This window comes from Agromyces salentinus (assembly GCF_009749395.1).
In the GTDB taxonomy this organism is placed as follows: Bacteria; Actinomycetota; Actinomycetes; order Actinomycetales; family Microbacteriaceae; genus Agromyces; species Agromyces salentinus.
In genome coordinates this window covers 14382-27312 of record NZ_WBIR01000001.1, presented here as the reverse complement: position 1 = coordinate 27312, position 12931 = coordinate 14382, and the positions used below count along the sequence as shown (strand labels likewise).

Annotated in this window: 10 protein-coding genes; 6 read left to right on the top strand and 4 right to left on the bottom strand. The window is 72.1% G+C overall.

The genetic code is table 11. The annotated features are described in order from the left end of the window. Window positions 1-10 precede the first annotated feature (10 nt). Window positions 11-598, top strand: coding sequence for a hypothetical protein (locus tag GQQ95_RS00115; RefSeq protein ID WP_157425615.1), 588 nt, complete (start codon window positions 11-13; stop codon window positions 596-598). Window positions 599-851: 253 nt separating this feature from the next. Here GQQ95_RS00115 and GQQ95_RS00110 read toward each other — a convergent pair whose 3' ends face one another. Genes GQQ95_RS00110 through GQQ95_RS00100 form a run of 3 tightly spaced genes read right to left on the bottom strand, consistent with a single transcriptional unit; the run spans window position 852 to window position 4230 of the window. Further along, window positions 852-1817 carry an NAD-dependent epimerase/dehydratase family protein gene (locus tag GQQ95_RS00110; protein WP_157425614.1) on the bottom strand — a complete coding sequence of 322 codons (966 nt, stop codon included), beginning with the start codon at window positions 1815-1817 and terminating at the stop codon, window positions 852-854. After that, the gene (locus GQQ95_RS00105) at window positions 1814-2833 is read right to left on the bottom strand and encodes a bile acid:sodium symporter family protein (protein ID WP_157425613.1); all 1020 of its coding nucleotides are present in this window, start codon (window positions 2831-2833) and stop codon (window positions 1814-1816) included. Before GQQ95_RS00105 ends, GQQ95_RS00110 begins: the two co-directional genes overlap by 4 nt. Beyond that, entirely contained in the window at window positions 2830-4230 is a 1401-nt protein-coding gene (locus GQQ95_RS00100) for a flavin-containing monooxygenase (RefSeq protein ID WP_212275194.1), read from the bottom strand. The genes GQQ95_RS00105 and GQQ95_RS00100 overlap by 4 nt, the downstream gene beginning before the upstream one ends. Window positions 4231-4381: 151 nt before the next feature. Here GQQ95_RS00100 and pta point away from each other — a divergent pair, with 151 nt between their 5' ends. The 4 genes from pta to GQQ95_RS00080 all read left to right on the top strand — a co-directional run bounded on the left by pta (window position 4382) and on the right by GQQ95_RS00080 (window position 9909). Next, entirely contained in the window at window positions 4382-6547 is a 2166-nt protein-coding gene (gene pta, locus GQQ95_RS00095) for a phosphate acetyltransferase (protein WP_157425611.1), read from the top strand. Next, window positions 6544-7749: an acetate/propionate family kinase gene (locus GQQ95_RS00090; protein ID WP_157425610.1), complete on the top strand. Its 1206-nt coding sequence runs from the start codon at window positions 6544-6546 to the stop codon at window positions 7747-7749. The genes pta and GQQ95_RS00090 overlap by 4 nt, the downstream gene beginning before the upstream one ends. A 178-nt stretch (window positions 7750-7927) precedes the next feature. Further along, window positions 7928-8566: a helix-turn-helix domain-containing protein gene (locus GQQ95_RS00085; protein ID WP_212275192.1), complete on the top strand. Its 639-nt coding sequence runs from the start codon at window positions 7928-7930 to the stop codon at window positions 8564-8566. Next, a complete protein-coding gene (locus tag GQQ95_RS00080; RefSeq protein ID WP_157425609.1) occupies window positions 8563-9909 on the top strand; it encodes an MFS transporter in 1347 nt (448 codons plus the stop codon). The genes GQQ95_RS00085 and GQQ95_RS00080 overlap by 4 nt, the downstream gene beginning before the upstream one ends. A 42-nt stretch (window positions 9910-9951) precedes the next feature. Here GQQ95_RS00080 and GQQ95_RS00075 read toward each other — a convergent pair whose 3' ends face one another. Then, window positions 9952-10326, bottom strand: a complete 375-nt coding sequence (locus GQQ95_RS00075; protein ID WP_212275190.1) for a TraR/DksA family transcriptional regulator — start codon at window positions 10324-10326, stop codon at window positions 9952-9954. A 78-nt stretch (window positions 10327-10404) separates the two neighbouring features. Here GQQ95_RS00075 and GQQ95_RS00070 point away from each other — a divergent pair, with 78 nt between their 5' ends. Further along, window positions 10405-12930, top strand: coding sequence for a DNA polymerase III subunit gamma and tau (locus tag GQQ95_RS00070; protein WP_157425608.1), 2526 nt, complete (start codon window positions 10405-10407; stop codon window positions 12928-12930). Window position 12931: the final 1 nt, after the last annotated feature.

Sequence of the window (12931 nt, the reverse complement as noted above, 5' to 3'; positions counted from 1 at the left end):
TGGGGCGACCATGACGCATCCGGCCCACTGCACCCGTTCACCCGGGGGAGATCGTCTTGCCCGGCAACTGCGCCTGGAGTCCCGCATCTGGGACGGCGCCTTCCTCATCACCGTCCTGTGGATCCTCTGCGGCGCGCTGCCGTTCGTCGCGGCCCTCGTCATCTCGCTGGTCATGGGCAACTACCCCGTCGAGGGAGAGCCGGCGCCCGAGGGTTTCCCGGCGTTCACGCCTCCCTGGCCCGGGATGTACCTGGCCGTCGCGGTGCTCGTCGTCGTCGCGATCGCGTCGATCCCGCTCCCGCTCCGCGGGACGCGGCGCGGCACGCGCTCGGTGCTCAACCTGGCCGGCGCCTTCACGACCGTCTCCTGCATGCTCGTGCTCGGCCTCGTGGGCGCGCGCGAGGGAACCTTGATGGGCCTCGACTGGGTGCTCACGGTCGCGGCGGTCACGACCGTCGTCCTGTGGCTCCGCTCGATCCTCGGGATGGCACGGTTGGTTCCCCGTGCCTGGCGGGAGTACGTCGATGACGAGGGTCGGGTCCTCGATCCGCGTGAGGTCGAGCGGCCCTACAACGGCAGGCCTTGGGCGAGGTTCTGAGCGCGGCCGCCTCCACACCTGCGTGCGGATGCCGGCGGAGAACGAGGTGAGGGTGGGGCGGTCTCCCGCCCCACCCTCATCAGGTGAAGGTGATCCGCAGCTCAGGCCGGGATCACCGATTGCTCATCAACGCCACCACCAGTGCCCCATCGACGCCACCTCCTTCAGCTGAAGACCATCTCGATCACTGGGCGATCGATCGCCCGCTGGTGCCCTTCCAAACCCATGCGAGGGGGCGAGCACCAGCCCCGGATCAGACGTGGCCCGCGAGGCGAACGGCTCGGGCGGCCAGGTAGGCGTCGAAGGCCTCGCGGCTGGTCTTGGCCGGCGTGTAGCCGAGCACGGTCTTGAGCCGCGAATTGTCGAGCACGGGGCGGTGCTGCAGGAACCCCACGCGGTCGGCGTCGTGCACCGTCAACCGCAGCGCGTGCCCGACGCGCAGCGCCGCGCCGAGCAGGGCGGGCGACACGGTGAGCGTCGGCGTGCCGAACGCCTCGGCGATCTCGGTCACCGTCACCTTGCCGTCGCCGGCCACGTTGAACGCGCCGGTCACGGAACCGGTCGCGCCCTGCACGATGGCGCCCACCACGTCGTCGACCCAGACGAACACGAAAGGGCTCTCCGAGCCACGGATCCTCAGGATGCGCCGGCCCTCCCAGAGCGCCGTGATCTGGTTCGACACCGACGGGCCGAGGATCGTGCCGATGCGGAGCACCACCTGGCCGAGCCCGGGATGGTCCGCGCGGTACGCCGCGAGCAGCTCCTCCACGAGGCGCTTGTGCCGGGAGTAGCTGAACTCCTCGTTGCCGCGGATGGGGTCGTCCTCGGTGAGCCACTCGGGGCTGTCGGCGTGGTAGCCGTAGGCGGCGCCCGACGAGGACACCACGATGCGCGTCACGCCGTGGGCGACCGCGGCGTCGAGCACGTTGCGCGTGCCGTCGACGTCGACGCGCCGCTCGACCTCCTCGCTCAGTCCGCCCGGGTCCACGATCGCGGCGAGGTGCACGATCGTGTCGATCGCGTGGCGCTGCACGACGGCCGACACGGTCGCGGCATCCGTGACGTCGCAGGTCTCGACGACGACGCCATCGGGCACGGATGCCGCGGGCGGGCGCACGTCGCCCGAGATGACGAGGTCGACGTCGGGGCGCACGGCCAGCGCGCGCACGGCGTTCGAGCCGAGGAATCCGCTGCCGCCCGTGACGAGCACGCGCTTCATGCGGAGTCCTCGGGACCCGTGGGCGCCGACGAGCCGGGGACGGCCGGTCCGGCCGACGCGGCGTCGGACGACGGCTCGTCGGGCGCCGCGTCGGCGTGCGACGCCGCGAACGCGGCATCCGCCTTCCTGGTGACCCTCGCCCAAGCGCTCGCGAGCGCGAGCCCCGCGATGATGTCCCAGATGCCCCACCAGCCGGCCACGATCGCCATGCCGCCGATGCCGCCGAAGAACGTGAACACGAGGCCGAGGCCGAGGCCCGCGTTGCGGATGCCGACCTCGAACGTGAGGGCCTTGCGCTCCCGGCTCGGCAGCCCGCCGATGCGCGCGCTCGCGTAGCCGAGGCCGAGCGCGATCGCGTCGTGCAGGAACACCGCGACGAGCACGACGCCGATGTAGGCCATGAAGACCGCCCAGTTGCCGACGAGCGCGATGACGATGAAGCCGACGAGGGCGGCGAGGCTGATCCAGCGGGCGTACGGCTGGACGCGCGCGGCGAACCGCGGCCAGCGGGCGCGGATCACGAGCCCGGCGAGGAACGGCAGCCCGATGATGAGGAAGATCTCGACCAGCATCTGCCAGCCGTTCAGGCTCACGCTGCGCACGAGCTCCGAGGCGGTCGGGTGGATGCTGCCCCAGAAGACGACGCTGATGGGCAGGATGAAGATGTAGAGCACGTTCGCGACGGCCGTCATCGACACCGACAGGGCCACGTTGCCGCGCGCGCGGTACGTCAGCACCTGCGAGATGTTGCCCGGCGGACAGCACGCCACGAGGATCATGCCGAGTGCGATCGAGGCCTGCACGTTCAGCAGGAGCGTGAGCCCGAACGTGACCGCCGGCAGCAGGATGATCTGCGCGAGCAGGGCGATGATCATCGCCTTCGGCGCCGTGAGCACGGCCTTGAAGTCCGACGGCGCGGTGTCCAGCGCGATGCCGAACATGATGAACCCGAGCACGACGTTCAGGGCGATCATCGAGCCGGGCGTGAAGTTCAGGACGACGTCGTCGATGTTCATGCGCGGGCCTCCTCGCCGGTCGAGCCGGTCGAGCCGGTCGAGCCCCCGACAGTCGAGCCCCCGGCGGTCGAGCCAGTCGAGACCCCGGCGGATGCCGCGGGCAGCGTGCCGTGCAGCTTCTTCACGGTCCGCCGGTAGGCGTCCTTGTTCACGTAGTACGACATGCGCTCGAGCCCGAGGTAGCGGTACCCGCCGCTGAGGTCGGGCCACGTGGCATGCGCCCTCGCCCGGAACGCGGAGGCGGCATCCGGTGCCCGGCGCTCCGCGGCGAGGTAGGCCGCGATGAGGTCGGCCTGCTCGGCCCGGCCCTGCCAGCCGATGCCCGACGCCTCGATCATGCCGAGCACGAACAGCCCGTTGAACGACGGCGGGAACATGTTGAGGTACAGCTTCGGCGAGGCGGCCGACCAGTTCAGGTGCGCGCGGTCGACGAACGGGTAGTCGAGGTGGTAGCCGGTCGCCAGCACGATGAGGTCGTACTCGCCCGAGGATCCGTCCGCGAAGTGCACGGCGTGCCCGTCGAAGCGGTCGATGTCGGGCACGATGCGCAGGTCGCCCTGGCCCAGGTGGTTCAGGATCAACGTGTTCACGATCGGGTGCGACTCGTAGATCTTGTAGTCGGGCTTGGGGAACCCGAAGCGCACGGGGTCGCCCGTGAAGGCCCGGAGCACGCGTGAGTCGATGAACTGCTTGATGGGGGCCGGCAGTGGGCGGCCCTGGTTGAGCGTGTCCGACGGGCGGCCGAAGAGGTAGCGGGGCACGAAGTGATAGCCGCGGCGCACCGACATGTCGACGGATGCCGCGTGGTGCACGGCATCGACGGCGATGTCGCATCCGGAATTGCCCGCTCCGATGATGAGCACGCGGCGGCCGTCGAAGACCTTGGCCCGCTTGTACGCGCTCGTGTGCATGATCTCGCCGGCGAACTCGCCGCGGAAGATCGGCACGTTCGGCTCCGCGAGGGTGCCGTTGGCGAGGACGACACCCGAGTACTCGCCCGTGATGCGCTCGCCGTCGGGACCCGAGGCCGTGACGCGCCATCCGCTCCCGCCGCTCGTGTCGCCGTCGACCGGCTCGACCGAGGTCACGCGCGTCTCGAACCGGAAGTGCTCGCGGAGGCCGAACTTGTCCGCGTAGTCGCGGAAGTATTCGAGCAGCTCGCGGTGACCGGGGTAGTCGGCGGTAGAGCGCATCGGGAACTCGGCGAACTCGGTCGTCGTGCGGCTCGAGATGAGGTGTGCCGACTCGTACATGGTCGAGCGCGGGTTGTCGATGTTCCAGAGGCCGCCGACGTCGGGGCCGGCCTCGAATCCATGGAAGGGGATGCCGGCGCGGCTGAGCGCGCGGGCACCGGCGAGGCCGGAGGGGCCCGCTCCGATGAGGGCGATGGGGTTCACTGATGGTTCCTGTGGCTGGGTTCGAGCCGCTGGGGAGGCGGCCCGGCCGTGGGGCCGAATCAGCATAAGCGACGGCGACTCGGTTTCCGGCCGCATCCCTCGCGGAAGACTCCCAGTCCCTGCCGCCACTCCGACCAATAGGCTGGGGCCCGTGGCGCACCGCATCTACATCTGCTCTGCCGAGGGCAACACCGGAAAATCCACGGTCGCGCTCGGCGCCCTCGACACGCTCACGAGGCGGACGACCCGGGTCGGCGTGTTCCGGCCCATCGCGAGGTCGACCGACGAGCGCGACTACGTGCTCGACCTGCTGCTCGCTCACGACGCGGTCGTGCCGCTCGCCTACGAGGAGGCCATCGGCGTCGACTACGACGCCGTGCACGCCGACCCCGACGAGGCGCTCGCCGAGATCGTGCGCCGCTTCAAGGCGGTCGAAGACCGCTGCGATGCGGTGGTCATCATCGGCTCGGACTTCACGGATGTCGGCAGCCCGACCGAACTCGCCTACAACGCGCGCATCGCCGCGAACCTCGGCGCCCCCGTGCTGCTCGTGCTCGGCGGCCGCGTCGGCGGCGGTCGGCCGCGCGCCGAGCACATCGGCCACGCCGATGCCCGCACGCCCGACGAGGTCGCCCAGCTCGCCGACCTCGCCATCGACGAGCTCGCGCGCGAGCACGCGAGCCTCCTCGGGGTGGTCGTCAACCGCGCCGACGCCGATCGCCTCGACGAGATCGTCGACGCGGTGCGCCCGGTCACGCGACGCGTGCCCGCACACGAGGCCGTCGGTCACGACGACCGCGGCGCGGCAGCCATCGGCGTCTGGGCGATCCCCGAGGACCAGGTGCTCGTCGCGCCGTCGATGCGCTCGATCATGGAGGCCGTCGACGGCGAGCTCTACGCGGGCGACCCCGACCTGCTCGACCGCGAGGCGCTCGGCGTCGTGATCGCCGCCATGTCGATGGAGAACGTGCTGACCCGCCTCATCGAGGGCTCGGTCGTGCTCGTGCCGGCCGACCGCAGCGAGGTGCTCATCGGCGTGCTCACCGCGCACGCCTCTGCGACGTTCCCCTCGGTGTCGGGCATCGTGCTCGTCGGCGGGTTCCCGCTCACCGAGCAGGTCGAGCGGCTCGTCGACGGCCTGCGCGCGGGCCTGCCGATCATCCGCACCGGACTCGGCAGCTACGACACCGCCGTCGCCGTCACGCAGACGCGCGGTCGCCTCGCCGCCGAGTCCCAGCGCAAGCGCGACACGGCGCTCTCCCTCTTCGAGAGGCACGTCGACGGCCAGGCGCTGCTCGACCTGCTCGACGTCGCGACCCCCGAGGTCGTCACGCCGCTGATGTTCGAGTACGGCCTGCTCGAGCGCGCCAGGAGCGTCCGCAAGCACATCGTGCTGCCCGAGGGCTACGACGACCGGGTGCTGCGCGCCGCGGCCACGCTGCTCGCCCGCGACGTCGCCGACCTCACCATCCTCGGCGAGGAGATCGAGGTGCGCTCGCGCGCGATCGGGCTCGGCCTCGACATCTCGCGGGCGACCGTGCTCTCCAACCACGACTACGTCTACGTCACTCGGTTCGCCGAGGAGTACCAGCGCCGTCGCGCCCACAAGGGCGTCACGCTCGAGCAGGCGCGCGACACCGTCCAGGACGTGTCCTACTTCGGCACCATGATGGTCGAGCTGGGCCTCGCCGACGGCATGGTGTCGGGGGCCGCGCACACGACGGCGCACACCATCCGCCCCTCCTTCGAGATCGTGAAGACGAAGCCGGGCGTCGAGGTCGTGTCCAGCGTGTTCCTCATGGCCCTCGCCGACCGCGTGCTCGTCTACGGCGACTGCGCCGTCGTGCCCGACCCCACGGCCGAACAGCTGGCCGACATCGCGATCTCCTCCGCGCTCACGGCCGCGCAGTTCGGCATCGAGCCGCGCGTCGCGATGCTCTCGTACTCGACGGGGGAGTCGGGTTCGGGCGCGGATGTCGAGAAGGTACGCCGGGCGACCGCGCTCGTGCGCGAGCGGGCGCCCGAGCTCGCGGTCGAGGGGCCGATCCAGTACGACGCGGCCGCCGACGCCGCGGTCGCGCGCACGAAGCTCCCCGAGTCGGATGTCGCGGGCCGGGCGACGGTGTTCATCTTCCCCGACCTCAACACGGGCAACAACACGTACAAGGCGGTGCAGCGCTCGGCGGGCGCCGTCGCGATCGGCCCCGTGCTGCAGGGCCTCAACAAGCCCGTCAACGACCTCTCGAGGGGGGCCCTCGTGCAGGACATCGTGAACACCGTCGCCATCACGGCGATCCAGGCGGCGGATGCCTCGTGAGCATCGTCCTCGTCGTCAACTCGGGTTCCTCCTCCCTGAAGTACCAGCTGCTCGACGTCGAGGCCGGTGAGCCGCTCGCGAGCGGGCTCATCGAGCGCATCGGCGCCGAGTCGGGCCGCGCGACGCACTCCGTGCCGCAACCCTCCGGCGAGGTCGAGAAGTTCTCCGGCGACGTCGAGGTCGCCGACCACGACGCGGCATTCGAGCGGATGCTGGCGGCGTTCGCCGAGCACGGGCCCTCGCTCGAGAGCAGCCCACCGATCGCCGTGGGCCACCGCGTCGTGCAGGGCGGCGCGCGCTTCTTCGAGCCGACCGTGGTCACCGAGCTCGTGAAGATCAACATCGACGAGCTCTCGGTGCTCGCGCCGCTGCACAATCCGGCGAACCTCGCCGGCATCCGGGCGGCCGAGCGGGCGTTCCCCGACGTGCCGCACGTCGCGGTGTTCGACAGCGCCTTCCACCAGACGATGCCGCCCGCCGCGTACACGTACGCCATCGACCGGGCGCTCGCCGAGAAGCACCGCGTGCGACGCTACGGGTTCCACGGTACGTCGCACCGGTTCGTGTCGCGTGCGGCCGCCGAGTTCCTGGGCTCGCCCGTCGAGGAACTCCGCCTGATCGTGCTGCACCTCGGCAACGGCGCCTCCGCGTGCGCGGTCGCCGAGGGACGCTCCGTCGACACGAGCATGGGCATGACGCCGCTCGAGGGCCTCGTCATGGGCACGCGCTCGGGCGACATCGATCCGGCGGTGCTGCTGCACCTGCAGCGCCGCGCGGGCCTGGACGCCGACGCGACCGACCGGCTCCTCAACTCGCGGAGCGGCATCCTGGGCCTCAGCGGGCACGCCGACATGCGCGACCTCGAGGCCGCCCGCGCTGAGGGCGACCCCGCATCCGTCGTCGCGTTCGACGTCTACGCGCACCGCCTGCGTTCCTACGTGGGCGCGTACGCCGCCCAGCTCGGCCGGGTCGACGCGATCGTCTTCACGGCCGGCGTGGGCGAGAACTCCGCCGGCGTCCGCGCCGCGGCGCTCGAGGGACTCGACTGGTTCGGCGTCGAGGTCGACGAGGAGCGCAACACGTCGCCCGAGCGCGGCGCGCGGCGCATCTCGACCGACGCCTCCCGCACGGCCGTGCTCGTCGTGCCGACGAACGAGGAGCTCGAGATCGCGCGCCAGACGCTCGAGGTCGTGCACGCCTGACCTGTCGGCCGGGCGCCGTCCCGGCTGGTCGCGCGGTCGCGATGGCGGCGAAGTCAGGAGATCCCGGATGTCGCGTCCCGCCGGGCGCTCCTCGGGCTGCGCCTGCTGAGTTCGGTAGCGCTCGCGAAATTCCGCAAGAACTGTTGTGCAAGAGTTCTTGCTGAACTAGCCTTGCCGCATGGACACCAGAGGCGCTGACGCGGACGAGGGGCAGACGGCCGAGCCCGGTCAGGCCGTTGAGGCCATGACCGAGGGCCGCATCGGCCTGCACGATGCGGGCTCGATGCGGGCGCTCGCGCATCCACTGCGCCTGCGGATCCTGGGCCTCCTGCGCACCGGAGGCCCGCATTCGGTCGGCATGCTCGTGCAGGCGACGGGAGCGGCATCCGGATCCGTCAGCTACCACCTCGGCACGCTGGCCAAGCACGGATTCGTGGTGCCGGCACCCGAGCGCGAGCGCGACGGACGCGAACGCTGGTGGAAGTCCGCCCACGAGATGACCGTGATGCGTGCCGAGGAGTTCCTCGACGATCCCGATCGCCGCGAGGCATCCGAGGCCATGCGGCGCACGGTGCTCGAGTCGTACCACCGCGAACTCCTCGATGCGCTCGACGCAGAGATGGCGCTCGACGCCGACTGGGTCGCCGCGTCGGACTCGAGCGACGGCGCCGCCCACCTCACGATCGACGAGATGCGCGAGCTCACCGCGGAACTCGACGCGGTGCACGAGAAGTGGTGGGCGCGCGGGCGCGAGGCGAGGCCCGGCACGCGTCTCGTGCGGTGGATCACGCACGTGTTCCCGCGGAGCGCAGCATGACCGGAGAGTCCGCGCCCTCCGCCGGGCCCCATGCGAGCATCGAGTCGGTCGACCTGGGCGCGCCGGGCGTGCCCGAGCGCCACCCGATGACGGATGCCTCGCGCCGGCGCCTGCCGATCGTGGCACTGTTCACGGCGCAGTTCTTCTCGCTCTCGGGAAACGCGATCGCGCTCATCGCCATCCCGATCATCGCCCTGCAGCAGACCGGCTCGCCGCTCGCGGCCGGCGTCGCGGGCGTCTTCGCGACGGTGCCCCTCGTCATCGGCGGCGCGCTCGGAGGCGTGCTCGTCGACCGGTTCGGCTACCGGGTGTCGAGCGTCGTCGCCGATCTCGCGAGCGGGCTGACCATCGTGGCGATCCCCGTGCTCGCGGCGACCGTCGGCCTGCACTTCGGGGTCCTGCTCGCCCTGGTGTTCCTCGGCGGGCTGCTCGATCCGCCGGGCGACACGGCCAAGACGGTGCTCGTGCCCGACCTCGCGGCCCTCGCTCGGATCCCGCTCGCCCGCGCCGCAGGCGTGCAGTCGACGGTGCAACGCACCGCCACGCTGATCGGAGCCGGCATCGCGGGGGCGGCGCTCGCGCTCGCCGGCCCGATGCCGGCGCTCCTGTTCGACGCGGCGGGCTTCCTCGTCTCGGCGCTGCTCGTGCTCTGCCTGGTGCCGCGCGCGGCAGCCACCGCGCCTGAGGCGCTCGCCGAGAACGACACGGTGCGGGGCGGATTCGTCGCCGGCATCCGGTTCATCATGCGCTCGCCGCTGCTGCTCGCCGTCGTGCTGCTCGTGACCCTGACCAACGCGATCGATGCTGCGGGCATGACGGTGCTGAAGCCCGTGTACGCGACCGAGGTGCTCGGCGAACCGGCGCTGCTCGGCGGCATGGTCGCGTGCTTCGCCGGGGGAGCGCTCACGGGTTCCGCGGTGTTCGGCCGGACCGGGCACCGGTGGTCGGGACGCGTGGTGTTCGCGGCCTGCTTCATCCTCGCGGGCGTGCCGCCCTACCTCGCGATGGCGCTGCACGTGCCCCTGCCGGTGCTGCTCGTGGTGCTCGTCGGATCGGGTCTGGCCGCGGGCATGCTGAACCCGATGATCGCCACGGCGATGTACCGGGAGGTGCCCGACGGCATGCGGGCGAGGGTCTTCGGTGCGGTGACCGCCGGCGTGGCGGCCTCGATGCCGCTCGGTGCACTGCTCGGGGGCCTCGCGGTCGAGCAGCTCGGCCTGACCCCGACCCTCGTCACGGCCGCGAGCCTCTACCTGGTGCTCGCCGCGAGCCCGCTCTTCGTCCGAGGTTTCGCCGGGCTCTCGACGGCGTCGCAGTCGGAGGCGGCGCCGGCATCGACGTGACCCGTGCCGCGGCATCCCCTCGGTGCGAGGTGGTGCGGGGGCTCAGCGCGCCTGGCGGGCGCAGTCGATGCAGAGCTCGGCGGTCGGGCGCGCATCGAGCCGCGCGACCGTGATGCGCTTGCCGCAGTTCGTGCAGACCCCGTAGCTGCCGTTCGCGATGCGGGCGATGGCGCGGTCGACGTCGGCCAGCTCGGCGCGCACATCGGCGAGCACGGCGCTGCGCTGCGACCACTCCTGGGTCATCGTCGGCCCCTCGGGGTCGTGCTCGTCGTCGGCCGTGGCGTCGGTCCTGGCGATGCGCACCTCGGTCATCACGCCGTCGAACTCGGCGAGGCGCTCCTCTGCGTCGGCCCGCTCTGCGAGGAGCCTCGCCTCGAATCTCGCGAGCTGTGCCGGTGTCATCATCGTCGCCGTCATGCCGTCCCCCTTCGGTCACCGCATGTTACGCCCGAGGCGACCGGTCCGAGTGTCGGACGCGGCAACTAACATTGAGCCGTGGTCACCGCCCTGTATCGCCGTTATCGGCCTGAGACGTTCGCCGAGATGATCGGACAGTCGCAGGTGACCGATCCGCTCATGACGGCGCTGCGCACCGACCGCGTCAATCACGCGTACCTGTTCAGCGGCCCGCGCGGCTGCGGCAAGACGACCTCGGCCCGCATCCTCGCCCGCTGCCTGAACTGCGCAGAGGGCCCGACAGATGTCCCGTGTGGCACCTGCCCGAGCTGCGTCGAGCTCGCGCGTGGCGGCGGCGGGTCGCTCGACGTCGTCGAGATCGACGCCGCGAGCCACAACGGCGTCGACGACGCGCGCGACCTGCGCGAGCGCGCCGTGTTCGCTCCGGCGCGCGATCGCTACAAGATCTTCATCCTCGACGAGGCGCACATGGTGACGCCGCAGGGCTTCAACGCGCTGCTGAAGCTCGTCGAGGAGCCGCCCGAGCACGTGAAGTTCATCTTCGCCACGACGGAGCCCGACAAGGTGCTCGGCACCATCCGCTCGCGCACCCACCACTATCCGTTCCGCCTCGTGCCGCCCGGCCCGATGCTCGAGTACGTGCAGCAGCTCTGCACCGAAGAGGGGGTCGAGGTCGCGCCCGGCGTGCTGCCGCTCGTGGTCCGAGCGGGAGGCGGGTCGCCCCGAGACACGCTCTCGCTGCTCGACCAGCTCATCGCGGGGTCCGAGGGCACGAGCATCGACTACGAGCGGGCCGTCGCGCTGCTCGGCTACACGCACGGCGCGCTGCTCGACGAGGTCGTCGACGCCGTCGGGCGAGGTGACGCCGCCGGCGCCTTCGCAGCCGCCGACCGAGTCGTGCAGACCGGTCAGGATCCACGGCGCTTCGTCGAGGACCTGCTCGAGCGCCTGCGCGATCTCATCGTCGTCGCCGCGTCGACCCCGCAGGCCGCGGCGGCCGTGCTGCGCGGCGTGCCGGCCGACGAACTCGCTCGCATGGGCACCCAGGCCGCCGCGTTCGGTGCGGCCGAACTCTCGCGCGTGGCCGATCTCGTCAACCAGACCCTCACCGAGATGAGCGGTGCGACGTCCCCGCGCCTGCACCTGGAGCTCATGCTCGCCCGAGTGCTCGTCCCGGCGGCCGACGACACCCAGCGCGGTGCGCTCGCCCGCGTCGAGCGACTCGAGCGACGGGTCGGCGTGACCGACGCCGCGGGGCCGGGCGCACCGGCGGTGCCGGCGACCGGAACCGCTCCGGCTGAGGCCCCGCGCACTCCGGCTGCTCCCCGGGTCGCGGCACCCGCGGCCGCTGTTCCGGCACCGGTTCGCGACGGCGGTTCGTCACCCGTCGGCACTCCCGAGGTCGACGTCGCCGACGCCGCCCGGACGCTTGCCGCCGCCGCCTCGGTCCCCGAGCCCACCGGTGAGGAGGCGCCGTCCGCGTCGACGGAGCCGTCGCCCGGGGCCGCGGCTCCCGTGGCGGCACGGCCAGTCGGGCCGGTCACCCTCCAGCAGATGCGCGACGCATGGCCCGAGGTGCTCTCGGCACTGCAGCGCGTCAAGCGCACCGCCTGGATGGCGGCGCTCACGGCACAGGTCATCGAGTATCGCTCCGAGGGCGACGTGCTCGTCCTCGGATTCCCCAGCCAGAACGACGTGAACGACCTCAAGGGCAGCGCAGGGGTGCAGAGCCCGGCCGAGCTCCTGCGCGCTGCGATCGCCGAGGTGCTCGGCGTGCAGGTCAAGTTCATCCCTCGCGTGATCGGCGGCCAGGCGCCGCCGACGCCGTCGGCCGCACCGCCCGAGCCATCCGCGCCGCGAGCGAACGAGCCGGCCCCGGCGAAGGGGCCGGCCGGTGGCACCGGTTCCGAGCCGGCGCCTGCGACCTCCTCCGCCTCGGGGCCGTCCGGCTCATCACCTGCCGCGTCGACTCCCACCGCGTCGGCGCCGAAGCGCACGGGGCCTGCAGCGTCTGCGCCTGCTCCAGCACGGTCGGCGTCGCCCGGGCAGGCGTCGCCCGCTGCAGGGCCGTCGGGGCCGGTCGATTCGTGGGCGACCGTGGCCATCCCGCGCGATGACGTTGCTGCCGAGGCATCCGGTGCCTCGACCGCCGTGTTGACCGCGGTGCGCGAGGCCGAGGCGCCGGTCTCGGCCGTCGCCCCGCGCGAGGTGCAGGCCGCAGCCGAGGGGGCGTCCGACCTCGCGAGGGTGCCCGACACGACTCCCGTGCCCGACGACGTGGACGCGCCTCCGTTCGACGATGAGCCGCCCTTCGATCCCGACTTCGATCGCGGCGTGCCCGGCGACGAGTCGCCGACCGGCTCGGCGCCGCCGGCAGCAGCGGACCGTCGATCCGCCACCGACCGCCGGCCGGCCCGCGCCGACCAGGCGGCGTCCCCGTCGACGAGCGCATCGGCATCTCGTGCGTCCGGGTCCGTCGCGAACGCGACGACGCAGGGCGGCATCCAGCGATACGGCGAGGCCGTGGTGCGCGAGGTCCTCGGCGCCACCTTCCTCGAAGAGGTCGAGGCGCCCGCGCGCCCCGGCTTCGGTGAACGGAGCTAGC

Coding starts and splice junctions, on each gene's coding strand:
- GQQ95_RS00115 (WP_157425615.1), top strand. CDS start 11: ATGACGCATCCGGCCCACTGCACCCGTTCACCCGGGGGAGATCGTCTT.
- GQQ95_RS00105 (WP_157425613.1), bottom strand. CDS start 2,833: ATGAACATCGACGACGTCGTCCTGAACTTCACGCCCGGCTCGATGATC.
- GQQ95_RS00075 (WP_212275190.1), bottom strand. CDS start 10,326: ATGACGGCGACGATGATGACACCGGCACAGCTCGCGAGATTCGAGGCG.
- GQQ95_RS00080 (WP_157425609.1), top strand. CDS start 8,563: ATGACCGGAGAGTCCGCGCCCTCCGCCGGGCCCCATGCGAGCATCGAG.
- GQQ95_RS00110 (WP_157425614.1), bottom strand. CDS start 1,817: ATGAAGCGCGTGCTCGTCACGGGCGGCAGCGGATTCCTCGGCTCGAAC.
- GQQ95_RS00085 (WP_212275192.1), top strand. CDS start 7,928: ATGGACACCAGAGGCGCTGACGCGGACGAGGGGCAGACGGCCGAGCCC.